Consider the following 17,858-nt stretch of genomic DNA (forward strand, 5'->3'; position numbering starts at 1 on the left):
ATGCTCTCCCCTTATTCTGCCGGCTGCAACACGCCAGCTCGAGCACTTCCGACCTCGTCGAGCGGCAGATCCAGCACATCCTCGAACTCGACGATGTTGTCGATCTCCGTACCCATCGCGATGTTGGTCACGCGTTCGAGGATGAATTCGACCACCACCGGCACGCGGTGCTTGGCCATCAGTTCGCGCGCCGTCGCGAACGCCGCTTGCGTGTCGTTCGGGTCAGTGACACGGATCGCTTTGCAGCCGAGGCCTTGGGCGACGGCAACATGGTCGACACCGTAGACGCCGATCTCGGGCGCGTTGATGTTCTCGAAAGAGAGCTGGACGTGATAGTCCATGTCGAAGCCGCGCTGGGCCTGGCGGATCAGGCCGAGATAGGAATTGTTCACGACGACGTGGATGTAAGGCAGATTGAATTGCGCGCCGACCGCGAGCTCCTCGATCAAGAACTGGAAGTCGTAGTCGCCGGAGAGCGCGACGATCTCTCGCTCCGGACACGCCGCACGCACCCCGAGCGCTGCCGGCAGCGTCCAGCCGAGCGGCCCGGCCTGCCCCGCATTGATCCAGTTGCGCGGCTTGTAAACGCCGAGGAATTGCGCGCCGGCGATCTGCGACAAGCCGATCACGGTGACATAAGTGGTGTCGCGGCCGAAGGCCTTGTTCATCTCTTCGTAGACGCGCTGCGGCTTGATCGGCACGTTGTCGAAATGGCTCTTGCGCAGCATCGTCTTCTTGCGATCGCGGCAGGACGCGGGCCACGCCTGGCGCTCGCGGAGCCTGCCTGACCGGCGCCACTCCCTGGCGACGGTAACGAACAATTCGAGCGCAGCCTTCGCGTCAGAGACGATGCCGAGATCGGGATTGAACACGCGTCCGATCTGCGTTGGCTCGATATCCACGTGAACGAATTTGCGGCCCTTGGTGTAGGTCTCGACCGAGCCGGTGTGGCGATTGGCCCAGCGATTGCCGATGCCGAGCACGAAATCGGATTCCAGCAGCGTGGCGTTGCCGTAGCGGTGGCTGGTCTGAAGCCCGACCATGCCGGCCATCAGCACGTGATCGTCGGGAATCGCTCCCCACCCCATCAGCGTCGGCACCACAGGCACGTTCGCGATCTCGGCGAATTCCACCAGCAGATCCGAGGCATCGGCGTTGATGATGCCGCCGCCCACGACGATCAGCGGACGCTCGGCAGCATTGAGCATCTCCAGCGCCTTTTCGACCTGCTTGCGCGTCGCAGCCGGCTTGTAAACCGGCAGCGGCTCATAGGTCTCGTCGTCGAACTCGATCTCGGCGAGCTGCACATCGAGCGGCATGTCGATCAGCACCGGGCCCGGGCGGCCGGAGCGCATCACATGAAAGGCCTGGCTGAACACGCGCGGCACCAGTGCGGGCTCGCGCACCGTCACTGCCCATTTGGTCACCGGCTTTGCGATCGATTCGATGTCAACGGCCTGGAAATCCTCCTTGTAGAGCCGTGCCCGAGGCGCCTGTCCGGTGATGCAGAGGATCGGAATGGAATTGGCGATGGCCGAATAGAGCCCGGTGATCATGTCGGTGCCGGCCGGCCCCGAAGTGCCGATGCAGACGCCGATATTTCCGGCCTTGGCCCGCGTATACCCTTCCGCCATGTGCGAAGCGCCCTCGACATGGCGCGCCAGGATGTGGCGGATCGAGCCGCGCTTCTTCAGCGCCGAGTAGAGCGGATTGATCGCCGCGCCGGGAACCCCGAAGGCAGTGGAGATGCCTTCCTTCTCCAGAATACGCACGGCTGCATCGACGGCTCGCATCTTCGCCATATCGGACCTCGCTTGGTTGCGTCAGCGAGCGAGATGATCGGGCGCGCAAGATGCGATCTCAACGAGATCGATTTTATTTTCCACGATGCGGCAGCCGCGGAAAAATCGCGGCGGTCTCAATCGGTTAGATGGAGAAATGCGTGAAAGCGCCTCACTCGAACAGCGGCGCCAGCTCCATCTGCGGCACCAGCACGAGGCCCTTGTCGGTGATGCGAATTTCCGGAATGACCGATAGCGGAATCAAATTGAAGCCCATGTAGGGGATGGTGCAGCCGGCCTCTGCCCATTCCTTCTTGAGCGCCTTGACCTCTTCGGCCACTTCCGTGACGCGCTTGTCCGAGAGCAGGCCCGCAATCGGCAGCGGGACCAGTGCCCTCACCTTGCCGTCGGCCACCACACAGACGCCACCCTGGCGCTCCCTGATCGCCGATATCGCGACCTGCATATCGCCCTCGTCGGTTCCAGCGACGATGATGTTGTGGCTGTCGTGCCCAACGCTGGAGGCAACCGCGCCGCGCTTGAGGCCAAAATCCTTCAACAGGCCATACGCGACGTTGCCGGCGGACTTGCCATGACGCTCGACCACGGTAACGAAACACAGGCCGTAGCGCGCGAACAGCGACGGCCAGTTCTTGGCGGGCTCGATCGCGACCTTCTCGTGGATCAGCGTGATGCCGGGCGGCGCAGTCTTGATCGCATTGACGGTGCAAGGTTTTGCCGGCAGTTCCGGCGTCAGCTTGACCTTTTCGGGCAGTTTCACGGTGGCATAAGCAGCCTTCGGATATTGATAGCGCTGCGACAGCGCCTGATCGAGCCGGGAGGTGATCTTGCCGTGCTCGACCACGAGCTCGCCGCCATACCAGGTGCATTGCGGCTTTAGCTGAGCGTCCATCAGCACGAGATCGGCGCGGCGGCCGCCACCGAGCCCGCCGATATCGCCCTCCATGGCGAAGCGCGTGGCACCATGCAGCGAGCCCATCGACCAGGCCTGCTCCGGCGACATCCCCGCCTTCACGGCCTCGCGCACCACCCAATCGAGGCCGAACAGCAGCAGGTCGTCGGCATCGCGGTCGTCGGTGCACACGGCCGTGCGCTTGTGCGAGGCTCCGAGCTCGGTGATGGTCCGGATTGCCTGCGGCAGCGAATGCCAGGGCGTCGTCGGCGGACCGCCGCGCAGGAAAACCCAGACGCCGGCGTCGAGCAGGTCGTCGGCGATGTCGCGGTCGATCGCCTCGTGCGTGTCGGTGACGCCGCTCGCCGCATACGCCGCGACGAATTCGCGGCCATAGACGTGACCGGACACCGGCCGGCCCCGCTTCAATGCCGCCGCCAGGATGGCGTGGCTGCGTTCGTCGCCCATCGTCACCGGGACAAAATCCATCTTCTCGCCGAGCGCGACCGCCTCGGGCCAACGGTCGAACAGCCCGGCAATCTTGTCCGGCGTGAGGTCGCCGCCCGCTGTCTCCAATTCCGCCGACGTTGCCGGCACTGTGCTCGGCACTGTCAAAAAGATGGAGAGCGGCGCCTCGCGGGCATCCTCGAGCATCGCCTCGACACCGGCGACGTCCATGACGTTGCCGATCTCGTGGCTGTCGCAGAAGATCGTGGTGGTGCCGTTGAGCAGCGCGGCCTCCGCATAGGCGCAGGCCGTCACCATCGAGGATTCGATGTGGATGTGGGGATCGACGAGGCCGGGCGCGATGATGCCGCCGGCCGCGTCATAGAGCGGCACGTCACTCCACACCTTCTTCGCTGCACCGGCCGGCTTCACCGCCGCGATGCGGCCGCCGGTAATCCAGACTTCCCGGCCCGGATGGATACGTTCCGAATAGGTCGAGAGCACCCGCGCGCCGGTGACGATCAGATCCGGCGCGGCGCGTGCGGATGCGACATCGGTGAGGCGCCGCGTCATGCTGTGCAGCGGCGCGACGGAGAAGCGGGTGAGCTTGGTCATCGGGGCTCTCGCGTGGGAATGGGCAGCCCGGCGATGGTTGCCGCCGATGGCGGCGAGGGCAACTCGAATATACGGCACCCGTGCTTACGGATTGGGCAGACGCGCCCCGCCTTCTAATTTCCGCTATGGCATGTACTCATAAATCACGCGCTTAGTTTGGGCGCTCCAGATGTCCGCTCGTCCCTCAACAGTGGCACAAACAGCAGACATAGTTGAAGGTCGCCGATGGGCCAAATTCCGGACATTCGGCCGCAGTGTCTTCGTGCGTCGCCACCTGTCCCCGGATGCGTCAGGTGACGTAGAATATCACTGCCCTTGAGGCGGGACGTGCCGAAATCACCGTCCGGGTAAATGAGCAGCACTGGTGCTATCGGCAGGCACGCTCTCTTAGAGACCGTCCTTTTTTCGGTTTCGCTCCACCGTTCACCACGAACTTTGCGCGCTGCTTATGCAACGGCTCGTTCGGTAATGTCGGGAGAAAAGCGATGAGCAAGGTCGATCGAAGGTCTGCACTGGGATTCGGGTTGGCAGCGGCTTCGGCTGCCATGATCAAGCCAGCCGCCGCGCAAACCGCAGGCTACAAGGATACGACGCCTTGGCCAGGTGTCGTGGTGCGTGAATATGAAGGCGAGACACCATCCCTGATCCCAGGTTTTAAGACCGTCTCAATGCGCGATATCATCATGCAGCCGGGGTCGAAGACCATGGGGCCCCCGATGATGAATGCCATGGTCTGCCATATCACCGAAGGGGAGCTTCGGCTTGACCAGGAGGGAAAGACCTTTACGGGCAAGAAGAATTTTGTCTGGACCTGCAACAAGGACACGAAAGAACAGGCGTACAACGATGGGAGTGTGGTCGCGATTATGCGGATCACGGACCTGAAGGCTTAAGGCTCATTTCTTCGGGGGCGGATGGCGCACGCGACGCGCGCCATCCGCGCCGGAGCCGATCACCTGGTGCCGTGTATGAACACTTGCATCTCCTCCAGGGTCAGCTTGCCATCCTTATTGCTGTCCATTGCCTTGAAAATCCGCTCGTGAGCTGCCTGAAACTCCTGCAGTGAGATGGTCCCATCGCCGTCGGCGTCCATCAGAGCGAACATCATGCGCATCATAAAGGGTGATCCCATCGCGCTCCCACCCATCATGCCGCGCCCCATCATACGTCCTCCCATCATTCCGTGCCCCATCATGCCGCCTTGCCCCATCGTGCTCGCGCCTTCCTGGCCCGTGGGATGGGATTGCATTTGTTGCTGATCTGGCTGGGGTGTCATTCGGTCTTGTGCGATCGCACCGACCGGGCCGTACGTCAGCATGAGAGCAGATATCGTGAGTCCCAGAACGCGCGTGTACATTTCGAACCTCCTCCGAAACGTGTAGCCTGTCTCATTAATTCGGCACGAGTAATATTGATCCTCTGGTCCCAGCCTTCGCCTACGCACCCCGCACACACGACGACCGCGTGCAAGAGCAGCTTCGGGTCAGAATCGGCGGTCTGCACTGCCTGCAAGCTGCTTCCGGTCTACACTAAGCAGCCGACGCTCGGACGAGCTTCGAGCTAGGCAGCATCGGGCCAACGGCGGGAACCCCTTATGATGTTACCCATACCCATTTTGCAATTGTGTCGGCGTGGCGCTCGGATCTAATTGAATGATCCTGCAACAGCAGAATTCGCCTCCGCGTCGCATGTGCTTGGAGTTTCATTTTTGCGGTTAAGAGCTTTCGCATCTGAATTGGATTTCGAGGCGAAAAGCATATGCGAATTCAAACAAAGTTTGAGGTTGTCGCCATATGCCGCTCGAAATGCGATGGGGCGGATGGTTCGCATCGGGCTGCAGCGATGCTTGTAAGCGGAGTTGGTAACCGGCTTCTGGCAGCACTGCCGACCGCGGACCTCGATCTTCTGGTACCCGACCTACAGATGGTAACTCTCGATCGGGAAGAGGTCGTCTCGCGGATGGGGGATCATACCGAGCACGTCCTCTTCCCTCATAGTGGCGCCGTTTCGGTGATGGTCGATATGGCGAATGGGCAGACGGTCGCCAGCGCCGCAATAGGGCGCGAGGGGGCAGTGGGCACTCTTTCCGTGCTGGGGCCGTCCCCTGCGGCCGTTACGGCTATCGTTCGTGCCGAGGGGACGGCCTCGCGGATCCCGGCAGCGCGTTTCCATGCCGCTTTCAGCCGGAGTCCTGCGATCCGGCACGTAGTCCAGCTGCACTTCAAGGCGATGCTGATACAGTTTCAATTGGGCGGGGCTTGCAACGCACTGCATCCCGTCCAAGCCCGCATGGCACGCTGGCTGCTTCAACTTCACGACAGCATCAACCACGACGTCCTGCCTCTCACCCAGGACGCGCTTTCGCAGATGTTGGGTGTACGACGAACGACGGTGACGCTACTGATGCGCAATCTGCGCGCTTCCGGAGCGATCAGATCTGAGCGGCGAGGCGAAATCGAGATCGACTCATCGCGGCTCGCTGCGGTGGCGTGCGAATGTCGCGACACCATGCGGCTCGAACTCGAGAAGATCTTCTCTATGGGTGCAGCGGCATCTCGCGTTTTCGATCTGCCGATCCAGTAGATGAAACGGGCGATGCTAGCCGTTTCGGCGCGTCCGCGTAAAACCGGCGAGCACGATGCTCGAATAGCATCGCCGGATGCGCATCCTTCTGACCGGGCTGCGGCCCAATGCGGTGAGGATCTCCCACCCCAACGTCCGTAACGGGTCAAAAGCGCTGGTCAATGACCCGCCGGCCCAGCAACTCAAGCGCTGAAGCGGTCCATATCGGATGCGCTATTCGAACGCTGCGCGTTGAGGTCGGCTATGGGGTCATGAGCGGCGGTCACCGCAACCATCGTACAACGTCCGGTCCCCCGCAGACGGCCGACATGGCGGCGGCTCGTTCTTTGTTCAGCTTAGGGCCAATAATTGGCGACCACGGACGCGCGCCGACCTATCCGTTTGCACGCAACCAAAGCGGCGCTGGGACAGCGTGACTGTCGGATCACATCGCTTGCGCGAGTAGAAGTTTGAGCATTGAATCAGCGACGACACCCACACCTGCAAGTGGTTTCTCGGGTATGCCTGCCGCTCTCGCAGGATGAAGCGATGCAGAGATTCGCCTGGCTTTGGGCGCGTGATGGCTTCATGCGTAGCTGAACCGGAGAGGTACGCCTAGTCGGTCCTGCCAACTGATTGAGAGTAGCCACACGCGCCTCATGCGCGCACCTAGCGCGGTAGACGGCCAACAAACGGGAGGAGAACAATGAGCACCTGGCTTAGTGAGCGAGAACAGCGTCTCGTCGCGGGCGCGGAGGCGGCATCGGCGGCAACGCCTATCCCGACCCAGATTATCTCCAATGGCGAGTATCTCCCGCCCCCGCAGAGCGATACGCAAAAGAAGGTCGAGGCACGGATCAACGAGCTCGCTGATGTTAACGGCAGGCACCTCGGCTTGAGCCGCAGGCAGTTCTTGCACACGGGCTGCGGCATGGCGGCAGCGTTCCTCGCCATGAACGACATCTACGGCAATGTTTTCCAGGTCGCGCCCGCTGAAGCCCGCGAGCCCGAACTGATGCTGGCCCGCGCGCAGAGCCTTGCGGGCCAATTCATCTTCGACGTCCAGACTCATTTCGTGCGGGACGACTTCGACCATAAGGAGCTGTTGGGGCTGGCGGACTTTGCGAGCCAGCACTGGAATCCGAAGATGAAGGAGGAAGGCGTCTCTTCGCTCGCCCGCTACAAGTTCCAGAACTATGTGAAAGAGATCTACTACGACAGCGACACCAACATGGCGCTCCTGAGCGGCGCGCCCTTCGACGACCCGAGTTGGTGGCTGCTGTCCAATGAGCAGATCGTCAAGGCGCGAGAACTGATCAACGACTTCGCCGGTTCGCGCCGCCTGCTGGCGCATAGCGTCATCACCCCCAAGCAACCCGGCTGGATGGACGAGGTGGACAAGGCAATCGAGGTCTACAAACCGGATTCCTGGAAGTCCTACACGATTGGCGATCCGCTGGCGCCCTCGAAGTTCCCATGGCGGCTCGACGACGAGCAGGTGATGTATCCGTTCTACGAGAAAGCGGTGAAGGCCGGCATCAACACACTGTGCATCCACAAGGGGTTGCTGCCGCCCGATTACGAGAAGTCGTTCGCCGGCGTCTGGGAATATGCAACAGCGTGGGACATCGGAAAAGCCGCGAAGGATTGGCCGCAGATGAACTTCGTGATCTATCACTCGGCGCTGAGGCCGTTCCTCGAGCTACCCGATCACGCGTGGGCGGATTTCGAGCAGACCGGCCGTATCCAGTGGGCCACCGATCTCGCGGAAGTCCCGCAGAAGTTTGGCGTCGCCAACGTCTATGCCGAGCTCGGCACGTCCTTTGCCAACTCGGCGGTGGCGCATCCGAAGTTCTGCGCCGCGCTGATCGGCACGCTGATAAAGGGGATGGGTGTTGACCACGTCATGTGGGGCACCGACTCGGTCTGGTACGGCTCACCACAGTGGCAGATCGAGGCGCTGCGCCGGCTCGAAATCCCCGAGGATATGCAAAAGAAGTACGGCTTTGCGGCGCTTGGCGATGCCAACAGCGCTACCAAGCAGCTGATCTTCGCGGGCAACGCAACCAGATTCTACAAGATCAAGCTGAAATCGGCCGAGAATACCAGGATGCCGGCCTTTTCCGAGGACCGCCTCGCGGCGCTCAAGAACGAGTACACGCAAGCTTCGAAGCAACCGTCGAACCTGCGCTACGGCTACGTTCGCGCCGCCTAGGACCGATGCCAACAGCGTGGGCAAGCTCCGCCGGCAATGGATGCGCGGCCAAATCCGACTTCGGCTCAGGGTCACCAATGCTTTGGCCGATTAGAGATTCCCCGCTCGGCCCTCAGGAGCCGACATTACTTTATGAGGACACGCCCTAACTAATCCTCATTCGCCTTGAACCGCCCGAGCCCCTTCAACACGAAGGGCGCCAGCAGCGCGATCAGTGCGACGCCAAGCAGGGTCGCCGAGATCGGGCTCTGAACCAGCGCCATGGGATCGCCGAGGCTGATCGCGAGCGCCCTGCGCAATTGGCTCTCGGCGATCGGGCCGAGGATCAGGCCGACGACGACGGGCGCGATCGGAAAATCGAACCGGCGCATCAAAAAGCCAAACACACCAAAGCCGGCCAGCATCGACAATTCGACCACCGACGGCTTTGCCGCGATGGTGCCCATGGTCGCGAACACGAGGATGCCGGCATAGAGCCACGGCTGGGGGATCGCGAGCAATCGCACCCACAGGCCGACCAGCGGCAGATCGAGCACAAGCAGCATCGCGTTGGCGATGAACAGGCTGGCAATCAGGCCCCACACCAGATCCGGCCGTTCGGCGAACAGCAGCGGGCCCGGATTGAGGCCGTATTGCTGGAAACCCGCCAGCATCATCGCGGCCGTCGCCGACGTCGGCAGCCCGAGCGTGAGCAGCGGCACCAGCGTGCCGGCGGCGGAGGCATTGTTGGCGGCTTCCGGTCCCGCGACGCCTTCGATCGCGCCCTTGCCGAACTCTTCCGGATGTTTCGTGAGCCGCTTCTCAGTCGAATAGGACAGGAAGGTCGGAATTTCCGCGCCGCCTGCGGGCAATGCGCCGATCGGGAAGCCGAACATGGTGCCGCGCAGCCATGCTTTCCACGAGCGCTTCCAATCCTGCTTCGTCATCCACAGCGAGCCGCGCACCGGCTCGAGCTTCTCCTCGGTGTGGTGGCGGCGCGATGCGACGTAGAGCGCCTCGCCCACCGCGAACAGGCCGACCGCAAGCGTCGTCACCTCGACGCCATCGAGCAATTCAGGCACGCCGAACGTAAGCCGCGCCTGACCGGTCAGCTTGTCGATGCCGACGAGACCGAGCGTCAGGCCGATGAACAGGCTGGTCAGGCCTCGGACCGGGAATCGCCGAAGGTCGCCGACACCGTGACGAAGGCGACGCACATCAGCGCGAAGTAATCCTCGGGGCCGAAGCGCACAGCGAAATCGACCAGCCATGGCGCGAGGAACGCCAGCCCGATGGTCGCGATGGTACCGGCGACGAAGGAGCCGATCGCGGAGGTCGCAAGCGCCGGCCCGCCGCGGCCGGCCTTGGCCATCTTGTTGCCTTCGAGCGCCGTCGCCATCGAGGCGCTCTCGCCGGGCGTGTTAATGAGGATCGCGGTGGTCGAGCCGCCATACATGCCGCCATAGTAGATGCCGGCGAACATGATCAGCGAGCCGCCGGGATCGAGCTTGTAGGTCACCGGCAGCAGCAGCGCGACCGTCAGCGCCGGGCCGATGCCGGGCAGCACGCCCACGGCCGTGCCGAGGAAGACGCCGATCAGCGCATAAAGCAAATTCATCGGCTGGACGGCGACCGCCATGCCATGCGCCAGAGCGGCAAAAGTGTCCATCACAGCAGTCGCTCCAGGGGGCCGGCCGGAAGGCTCAGCGTCAGCAGCCGGTCGAACGCGAGATAAATGAGGGTCGACATCACGAGAGCGATGATGGAATCGACGAGGATGGCACGGCGTCCAAACGCCGCCGACGTCGTGACGAACAGCGCCGAGGTCGCCAGGATGAAGCCGCCGCCGAAGCCGATGATGGCGGTCAGAAGCGCAAGGCCAATGAGGATCAAGACCACCGGCACGGGATCGGAGCTCTCGCGCGCCGGCAAATTTCCGCGCAGCGCGTCGATGAAATTGCCGATCGCAAGCAGCCCAAGGCCGGAGGCGACCACAACCGGCATCGCCTCGGGCCCCATCCCGTACATCGCGGCGGATTGCAGGCCGCGCGCATCCCAGAGCAGGACCGCGGCGAGCACCGCAAGCAATGCAGCGATGACGAGGCCGGCGCGATCGACGCGCCGCGCCGGCTGGACGGGATCGCCTGAGGTCATGATTTGACCAGGCCGACCGATTTCAGCACGTCGGTGACGCGCACCGTTTCCTTTTTCAGGAAGTTGGCAAAGGCATCGCCGCCGAGATAGGCATCCTCCCAGCCCTTCTGCTTGAGAATCTCCTTCCAGGCGTCCGACTTCACCATCTTCTCGACCGCATCGCTAAGTGTCTTGCGCTGCTCCGGCGTGATGCCCGGAGGCGCGACCACCGAGCGCCAGTTTGCGATCACGAGGTCAATGCCTTGCTCCCTAAAGGTCGGGATGTCGCTGCCGGCGATGCGCTTCTCCGAAGTCACGCCGATCGCGCGCAGCTTGCCGGACTTGATCTGCCCTTCATATTCACTCAGCCCGGAAATGCCAGCGGTGACCTTGCCGCCGAGAATGGCGGCGAGCGACTCGCCGCCGCCGGAGAACGGGATGTAGTTGATCTTCTTCGCGTCGGCGCCGACGGCGCCGGCGAACAGCGCCGCCATCACATGGTCGACGCCGCCGGCCGAGCCGCCGGCAAAGGTCACCTTGGCGATATCGGCCTTCACCGCAGCGGCCAGATCCTGCCCGGTCTTGATCGGCGAATTCGCGGGCACCACGATCACCTGGATCTCCTCGGTGAGGCGCGCGATCGGCGTCACCTGGTCCAGCGTGACCGGCGACTTGTTCATGGCGAGCGCGCCCACCATGACGAAGCCGTTGACCATCATCTGGTTGCCGTCGCCCTTGGCCCCGTTGACGAACTGCGCGATGCCGACGCTGCCGCCCGCGCCGGGAACGTTGGTGACCTGCACGCTGCGGGCCACGCCCGAGGCCACCAGCGCCTGCTGCATCGACCGCGCGGTCTGGTCCCAGCCCCCGCCCGGTGCCGCCGGCGCCATCAGCTTGAGCTCGAGCTGTTGGGCAAAAGCCGGATTGGCTGCCGCGAGGGTCAGCGCGACGGCTGCGCCGACAAGGCGCGCGGGAAAGTGAAACATGGGGGTATCTCCAGGCTCGTGCGGACGTTTGCCGCATTGTGTCGTTTGGTCGCATATCAGCCAAAACGGCCGATGCTGTCCAGTGACATCCCCCGGTGGTCCCGTTAGCGGGGCGTCGGGACCGTCCCGCCCAGCGCGGCCGTCAGTTCGGCGGCGACGTCCCGCACGATTTGCCCGATTTCCGGCAACCTCTGGTCGGTCAACCGGCTGGTCATGCCGGAGACCGAAATCGCTGCGAGCGGCTCGGCGCAGTCATTGTAGACGACTGCGGCAACACAGCGCAGGCCCATGCAGGCCTCTTCATCGTCGAGCGCGTAGCCCTGCTTGCGGATCTTTTCGAGCTCCTTGAACAGGTCGCTCGGCCGCACGATCGACTTCTCGGTCAGGCGGGGCATGCCGTGGTGGCGGATGACGGCGCCGACGTCCTCGTCGGAATAGGTCGCGAGCACCGCCTTGCCGACGCCGGAGGTCACCATGGGGACGCGGCCGCCGACCTGGGTCAGCGAGCGCATGATCTCGCGGCTCTCCATGCGGGTCAGCACGATGATGAATTCGTCGTCGACGACGGCGAGATTGGCGGTCTCGCGGGTGAGATCGCGCAGCTTGCGCAAGTAAGGGATAGCCTGCGTGGAGAAATTGCGCCGCCGCGCGAAGCTCGCGCCGACCGTGAAACTGCGCACGCCGACATGCCATTTGGACTCGGCGCGGTCGAACTGCACGAAGCGTCGGCTTTCCAGCGTCGCCAGCAGGCGGTGCACGGTCGAGGCCGACAGACCGGTACGGATCGCGAGATCGCTGAGGCGATAGCCTTCGTCGTCCTCGGCCAGCGTTTCAAGGATCGACAGCGCGCGGTCGACGGACTGCACGCCACCGTCGCGGTCGGCCTCCGATGCCGATCGTGTTTCTTGCGATTTGCGCCGGATCACGTTCTTGCTCATCGCGACCTGCATTTGCCAATCAGACAAGACGCGAGCCGCCTCTTCTCCCTCGCCCCGTTCTTACGGGGCTGCGACGAGCTTCGCTCGCGCTGAGAGGGTCGGGGTGAGGGGCTATCTCCGCAAACACGGTGAGAGACGGACTCGCGGAGAGTCCCCCTCACCCGGAATTTGCTGCGCAAATTCCGGCCTCTCCCCGCAAGCGGGGAGAGGCGAAGACAGCGTTAGAGCAGCCCTGCCCCGCGCGCCCACTTGTACTTGGCGCCCAACACCTCGACCGGCAGCTCGGTCGAATAGGCATAGGCCGGGATGCCGTGCTGGTAGAGATATTCGGCGGCTTCCTCGACTTCGACGTCGCCGGCCAGCGAGGCGACCATGGGCTTCACAAAACCCTTGGCCTCCATCTCCTTCTTCACCTCGACCATGTTGCGGGCGAACACCATCGGCGGGGTGACGATGGTGTGCCAATAGCCGAGGATCAGCGCGTGGATGCGCTCATCCGACAGGCCGAGCTTGACCGTGTTGACATAGGTGATCGGCGGCTCGCCGCCGGTGATATCCACAGGATTTCCGGCCGCCCCGAACGGCGGGATGAACTTGCGGAACGCCGCATCCAGATCCGGCGGCATCGACATCAGCGACAGGCCGTTGTCGACGCAGGAATCCGACAGCAGCACGCCCGAGCCGCCGGCACCGGTGATGATGAGCACGTTCTCGCCCTTCGGCGTTGGCAGCACCGGCACGCCGCGGGCGAATTCGAGCAACTGGCGCAGGGACCGCGCGCGGATCACGCCGGACTGCTTGAACACGTCCTCGTAGATCCGGTCGTTACCGGCGAGCGCGCCGGTGTGCGAGGACGCCGCCTTCGCGCCGGCCGAGGTGCGGCCGGCCTTGAGCACGACGACTGGCTTCTTCTTGGAGACGCGTTTTGCCGCTTCCGCGAAGGCGCGGCCGTCCTTGAGGTCTTCGCAGTGCTGCGCGATCAAATTGGTGTTCGGGTCCTGCTCGAAGAAAGCGAGCAGATCGTCCTCGTCGATATCGGACTTGTTGCCGAGGCCGACGATCGCCGAGACGCCCATCTTGGCCGAGCGCGAGAAGCCGATGATGGCCATGCCAATGCCGCCCGACTGCGACGACAGCGCCGCGTGGCCCTTCACGTCATAGGCAGTGCAGAAGGTCGCGCAGAGATTGGCCGGCGTGTAGTAGAAGCCGTAGATGTTCGGCCCCATCAGGCGGATGTCGTACTTCTTGCCGACTTCGACGATCTCGGCCTGGAGCTCGGGCGCGCCGGCCTCCGCAAAGCCTGACGGGATCAGCACCGCACCCGGAATTTTCTTCTCGCCGCATTCGGTCAGCGCGGCGGCGACGAACTTTGCAGGGATCGCGAACACCGCGACGTCGATCACGCCCGGCACGTCCTTGACGCTCTTGTAGGCCTTGTAGCCGAGGATCTCGGCGGCCTTGGGATGGATCGGAATGATCTCGCCTTTGTAACCGCCGTTGATGAGGTTCTTCATCACGGAGTTGCCGATCTTGCCGTCCTCCGCCGAGGCGCCGATTACGGCGACCGCCTTCGGCTGCATGATGCGGTTCATCGCCGCGACAATCTCTTCGGTCGGGCGCGGCTTCGGCTTGGGCACATAAGCGAAGTCGACGACGATACGGACGTCGGCGGCGGTTGCGCCCTTCGGGGTCGCGAACACAGGGTCGAGGTCGAGCTCGACGATTTCAGGGAAATCGGTGACGAGCTGCGAGACCTTGACGATGACATCGGCCAGCGCCGTGCGGTTCACCGGCTCACTGCCGCGCACGCCCTTCAGGATCTCATGCGCCTGGATGCCGTCGAGCATCGAGAGCGCGTCTTCCTTGGTCGCGGGCGCGAGGCGGAAGGTGATGTCCTTCAAGACTTCGACCAGCACGCCGCCGAGGCCGAAGGCGACCAGCTTGCCGAACGAGCCGTCGGTGATCGAGCCGACGATGACTTCGGTGCCGCCAGCCAGCATCTGCTGCACCTGGACGCCCTCGATCTTGGCGTCCGACTTGTACTTCTTGGCGTTCCCGAGGATGGTCTCGTAGGCCTTCTCGGCCTCCTCGGCCGTCTTGAGGCCGACGATGACGCCGCCGGCTTCGGTCTTGTGGAGGATGTCCGGCGAGACGATCTTCATCACGACCGGGAAGCCCATCGCGGCGGCCATCTTGCCGGCTTCGCCCGCCGACTTGGCCACGCCCTCCTTCGGCACCGGAATGCCGTAGGCGTCGCAGACCAGCTTGCCTTCCGGCGCCGTCAGGCTGGTGCGGTTGTCCGCCTTGACCTGGTCAAGCACCTTGCGGACGGCATCTTTGGAATTGGACATGTGGCTTCTCCCTTGACCTCAGTTCGTTCTTTGCAAAGCGCGCGCGTGGTTAGCGGCTGCCCGTGATGCTTGCCATTCGCCGCGCTCTGTTCCATGCGGCGGAACGGAGTGGCATAAGCCCTGAGACTACTCCGCCGGCTTGGATCAAAAATGGCTGGCGATGGCATTTGGTATGCCAGAAGCCAACTTGTCAAGCCAGTGCACAGCTTAGAACGCCGCAAAAAATAGCCGGCTTGACATTCTGGCATGTGGTATGCCAAAAACTTTCCCGTAAATATTCCTGTAAAAGACGACTCCCACTGGAGGAGATTCGTCGTGTCACAACGGAAACCAACCAAGGCGTTGCCGAACATGGCCGAGGCAGACATCGCAATCGTTCGTATTGCCCCGGAGAGCAGCTTCAAGAACAAGGCGTATGACGCCTTGAAGGAAGCCATCCTCAAGATGGACATCTACTCGACGCCCGAGCCTGTGATGCTCGACGAGCGCGCGCTGTCCGAACGGCTGGGCGTCAGCCGCACACCGATCCGCGAAGCGATCGCGATGCTCGAGCAGGACGGATTCGTGAAGACGGTGCCGCGCCGCGGCATCATGGTGGTGCGCAGGACCAAGAGCGAGATCGTCGACATGATCCGCGCCTGGGCGGCGCTGGAGAGCATGGCCGCGCGCCTCATCACCACCACCGCACGCAAGAAGGACATCACGGCGCTGCGCGACTTCTTCAAGGACTTCGGCAAGGACCGTCTGCCCGAGGATCACGTCGAGGAATATTCGCGCGCCAACATCGCCTTCCACCAGGCGCTGATCTCGCTGTCGGAATCCCCCGTGCTGGTCGATCTCACCAACGACCTGTTGCTGCACGTGCGCGGCTACCGGCAGCTGACCATCGGCCGCAAGGACCGCACCGCGACCTCCCTGCCCGAGCATCTCGGCATCATCGAAGCGCTGGAAGCGCGCGACACCGAGCTCGCCGAGAAGCGCGCCCGCGATCACACCCTTGGCCTTGCCGCTTACGTCGAGGCGCATGGCCAGGAACTGTTCACTTAGCAACGTTCACCAGAAGGGCGAACAACTCGCCCCACTACCTTGAGACCAGGGAGACAAGGCCCATGCTGAATACCGCGACCAAGTCCGAAGCACCGGGCACCGAGCAGGAACTGACGGATGGCTTCCATCTCGTCATCGACGCGCTCAAGCTGAACGGCATCAACACCATCTATAATGTGCCGGGCATCCCGATCACGGATTTGGGCCGCATGGCGCAGGCCGCCGGTATTCGCGTGATCTCCTTCCGCCACGAGCAGAACGCCGGTTACGCCGCAGGCATCGCCGGCTACCTCACCAAGAAGCCCGGCGTCTGCCTTACCGTCTCCGCGCCGGGCTTCCTCAACGGTCTCACCGCGCTCGCCCACGCCACCACCAACTGCTACCCGATGATTCTGGTCTCGGGCTCCTCCGAGCGCGAGATCGTCGACCTCCAGCAGGGCGACTACGAGGAAATGGACCAGCTCGCGATCGCGAAGCCGCTGTGCAAGGCGGCCTATCGCGTGCTGCACGTTCAGGATATCGGCATCGGCTTTGCCCGCGCCATCCGCGCCGCAGTCTCGGGCCGTCCGGGCGGCGTCTATCTCGACCTGCCGGCAAAACTGTTCGGCCAGGTGATGAACGCCGATGCCGGCCAGAAGTCGCTGGTCAAGGTGATCGACGCGGCGCCCGCGCAGATCCCCTCGCCCGCTTCGGTCAAGCGTGCGCTCGACGTGCTGAAGAGCGCAAAGCGTCCGCTCATCATCCTCGGCAAGGGCGCGGCCTACGCGCAGGCCGATGAAGAAATCAAAAACTTCGTCGAGAAGAGCGGCGTGCCCTTCCTGCCCATGAGCATGGCCAAGGGCCTGCTCCCCGACACGCATCCGCAATGTGCCGGCGCGGCCCGCTCGACGGTGCTGAAGAGTCCGACGTCGTCATGCTGATCGGCGCGCGGCTGAACTGGCTGCTCTCGCACGGCAAGGGCAAGAGCTGGGGCGAAGCGCCGAAGAAGTTCATCCAGGTCGACATCGAGCCGAAGGAAATGGACTCCAACGTCGAGATCGTCGCGCCCGTCGTCGGCGACATCGGCTCGGTCGTCTCCGCCTTCAACCAGGCGATGGGCGCAGGCTGGACCGCCCCGCCCGCCGAATGGACCAAGGCGATTACATCCAAGCGCGAAGAGAACATCGCCAAGATGGCGCCGAAGCTCATGAACAACAAGTCGCCGATGGACTATCACGGCGCGCTCGGCGTGCTGAAGAATGTCATCAAAGATCACCCCGAGGCGATCCTCGTCAACGAAGGGGCCAACACGCTCGACCTCGCCCGCGGCGTCATCGACATGTACCGCCCGCGCAAGCGTCTCGACGTCGGCACCTGGGGTGTGATGGGCATCGGCATGGGCCAGGCGATCGCGGCAGCCCTCGAGACCGGCCATCCCGTGCTCGCAGTGGAAGGCGACAGCGCGTTCGGCTTCTCCGGCATGGAGGTCGAGACCATCTGCCGCTACAACCTTCCGATCTGCGTCGTCATCTTCAACAATGACGGCATCTATCGCGGCACCGACGTCAACGGCGCCAACTCGGATCCGGCGACGACGGTGTTCGTCAAGGGCGCGCGCTACGACAAGATGATGGAAGCTTTTGGCGGCGTCGGCGTAAACGCGACCTCGCCGGATGAACTGAAGCGCGCGGTCAACGACGCCATGACCTCCGGCAAGCCGACGCTCATCAACGCGGTGATCGATCCGGCCGCGGGCTCGGAGAGCGGCCGCATCGGCAACCTCAATCCGCAGAGCGTTCTGCAGAAGAAGAAGTAACTCCGGGTCATTCCCCGCCCAGGCGGGGAATCCAGTATTCGCCGGACCATCCATTGTGGCGAGCACTGAGCCCAACCGAAACGACAGCGAATACTG

The 17,858-nt window shown here is 63.3% G+C and carries 11 protein-coding genes and 2 pseudogenes; 5 read left to right on the forward strand and 8 right to left on the reverse strand.

Annotated elements, in window-relative coordinates; translation table 11 throughout:
* Positions 1-11: 11 nt before the first annotated feature.
* Positions 12-1,802 (reverse strand): glyoxylate carboligase, encoded by a 1,791-nt coding sequence (gene gcl, locus ACSKB8_RS38610; RefSeq protein WP_438109675.1) that lies wholly within the window; start codon positions 1,800-1,802, stop codon positions 12-14.
* 151 nt (positions 1,803-1,953) lie between these two features.
* Positions 1,954-3,756, reverse strand: coding sequence for an adenine deaminase C-terminal domain-containing protein (locus ACSKB8_RS38615; RefSeq protein ID WP_438109677.1), 1,803 nt, complete (start codon positions 3,754-3,756; stop codon positions 1,954-1,956).
* Positions 3,757-4,241: 485 nt separating this feature from the next.
* On the opposite strand from ACSKB8_RS38615, the gene ACSKB8_RS38620 reads away from it, so the two are divergent.
* On the forward strand, positions 4,242-4,649 hold the full coding sequence (locus ACSKB8_RS38620; protein ID WP_438109679.1) for a hypothetical protein: 408 nt from the start codon (positions 4,242-4,244) through the stop codon (positions 4,647-4,649).
* Between the two features lie 59 nt (positions 4,650-4,708).
* Here ACSKB8_RS38620 and ACSKB8_RS38625 read toward each other — a convergent pair whose 3' ends face one another.
* Positions 4,709-5,113: an EF-hand domain-containing protein gene (locus tag ACSKB8_RS38625; protein ID WP_091892272.1), complete on the reverse strand. Its 405-nt coding sequence runs from the start codon at positions 5,111-5,113 to the stop codon at positions 4,709-4,711.
* 485 nt (positions 5,114-5,598) lie between these two features.
* On the opposite strand from ACSKB8_RS38625, the gene ACSKB8_RS38630 reads away from it, so the two are divergent.
* Both ACSKB8_RS38630 and ACSKB8_RS38635 read left to right on the forward strand, forming a co-directional pair.
* Complete coding sequence (locus ACSKB8_RS38630) at positions 5,599-6,339, forward strand: Crp/Fnr family transcriptional regulator (protein WP_438109681.1); 741 nt, start codon at positions 5,599-5,601, stop codon at positions 6,337-6,339.
* A 685-nt stretch (positions 6,340-7,024) separates the two neighbouring features.
* A complete protein-coding gene (locus tag ACSKB8_RS38635) occupies positions 7,025-8,533 on the forward strand; it encodes an amidohydrolase family protein (protein ID WP_438109683.1) in 1,509 nt (502 codons plus the stop codon).
* Between the two features lie 149 nt (positions 8,534-8,682).
* Here ACSKB8_RS38635 and ACSKB8_RS38640 read toward each other — a convergent pair.
* From ACSKB8_RS38640 to ACSKB8_RS38660, 5 genes and pseudogenes are all read right to left on the reverse strand, one after another.
* Positions 8,683-10,181 (reverse strand): annotated as a pseudogene (locus tag ACSKB8_RS38640) (tripartite tricarboxylate transporter permease).
* The gene (locus tag ACSKB8_RS38645; protein WP_438109684.1) at positions 10,181-10,666 is read right to left on the reverse strand and encodes a tripartite tricarboxylate transporter TctB family protein; all 486 of its coding nucleotides are present in this window, start codon (positions 10,664-10,666) and stop codon (positions 10,181-10,183) included. Before ACSKB8_RS38645 ends, ACSKB8_RS38640 begins: the two are co-directional and overlap by 1 nt.
* Entirely contained in the window at positions 10,663-11,631 is a 969-nt protein-coding gene (locus tag ACSKB8_RS38650) for a Bug family tripartite tricarboxylate transporter substrate binding protein (protein ID WP_438109686.1), read from the reverse strand. Before ACSKB8_RS38650 ends, ACSKB8_RS38645 begins: the two co-directional genes overlap by 4 nt.
* A 104-nt stretch (positions 11,632-11,735) precedes the next feature.
* Positions 11,736-12,569: an IclR family transcriptional regulator gene (locus tag ACSKB8_RS38655; RefSeq protein WP_438109688.1), complete on the reverse strand. Its 834-nt coding sequence runs from the start codon at positions 12,567-12,569 to the stop codon at positions 11,736-11,738.
* Positions 12,570-12,790: 221 nt separating this feature from the next.
* Positions 12,791-14,920, reverse strand: a complete 2,130-nt coding sequence (locus ACSKB8_RS38660; protein ID WP_438109690.1) for an acetate--CoA ligase family protein — start codon at positions 14,918-14,920, stop codon at positions 12,791-12,793.
* 351 nt (positions 14,921-15,271) lie between these two features.
* Between ACSKB8_RS38660 and ACSKB8_RS38665 the strand changes: the two genes are divergently transcribed.
* Both ACSKB8_RS38665 and oxc read left to right on the forward strand, forming a co-directional pair.
* Positions 15,272-15,967 (forward strand): GntR family transcriptional regulator, encoded by a 696-nt coding sequence (locus ACSKB8_RS38665; RefSeq protein WP_162250091.1) that lies wholly within the window; start codon positions 15,272-15,274, stop codon positions 15,965-15,967.
* A gap of 62 nt (positions 15,968-16,029) precedes the next feature.
* Positions 16,030-17,762 (forward strand): annotated as a pseudogene (oxc, locus tag ACSKB8_RS38670) (oxalyl-CoA decarboxylase).
* The last annotated feature ends 96 nt before the right edge of the window (positions 17,763-17,858 follow it).

The organism is Bradyrhizobium sp. BR 1432 (genome assembly GCF_051547705.1).
Lineage (GTDB): Bacteria > Pseudomonadota > Alphaproteobacteria > Rhizobiales > Xanthobacteraceae > Bradyrhizobium > Bradyrhizobium zhanjiangense.

Bases quoted from the DNA above. Each gene is read 5' to 3' on its own strand.
- ACSKB8_RS38615 (WP_438109677.1), bottom strand. From the start codon at position 3,756: ATGACCAAGCTCACCCGCTTCTCCGTCGCGCCGCTGCACAGCATGACG.
- ACSKB8_RS38625 (WP_091892272.1), bottom strand. From the start codon at position 5,113: ATGTACACGCGCGTTCTGGGACTCACGATATCTGCTCTCATGCTGACG.
- ACSKB8_RS38620 (WP_438109679.1), top strand. From the start codon at position 4,242: ATGAGCAAGGTCGATCGAAGGTCTGCACTGGGATTCGGGTTGGCAGCG.
- ACSKB8_RS38660 (WP_438109690.1), bottom strand. From the start codon at position 14,920: ATGTCCAATTCCAAAGATGCCGTCCGCAAGGTGCTTGACCAGGTCAAG.
- gcl (WP_438109675.1), bottom strand. From the start codon at position 1,802: ATGGCGAAGATGCGAGCCGTCGATGCAGCCGTGCGTATTCTGGAGAAG.
- ACSKB8_RS38635 (WP_438109683.1), top strand. From the start codon at position 7,025: ATGAGCACCTGGCTTAGTGAGCGAGAACAGCGTCTCGTCGCGGGCGCG.
- ACSKB8_RS38645 (WP_438109684.1), bottom strand. From the start codon at position 10,666: ATGACCTCAGGCGATCCCGTCCAGCCGGCGCGGCGCGTCGATCGCGCC.
- ACSKB8_RS38630 (WP_438109681.1), top strand. From the start codon at position 5,599: ATGCTTGTAAGCGGAGTTGGTAACCGGCTTCTGGCAGCACTGCCGACC.
- ACSKB8_RS38650 (WP_438109686.1), bottom strand. From the start codon at position 11,631: ATGTTTCACTTTCCCGCGCGCCTTGTCGGCGCAGCCGTCGCGCTGACC.
- ACSKB8_RS38665 (WP_162250091.1), top strand. From the start codon at position 15,272: ATGGCCGAGGCAGACATCGCAATCGTTCGTATTGCCCCGGAGAGCAGC.
- ACSKB8_RS38655 (WP_438109688.1), bottom strand. From the start codon at position 12,569: ATGAGCAAGAACGTGATCCGGCGCAAATCGCAAGAAACACGATCGGCA.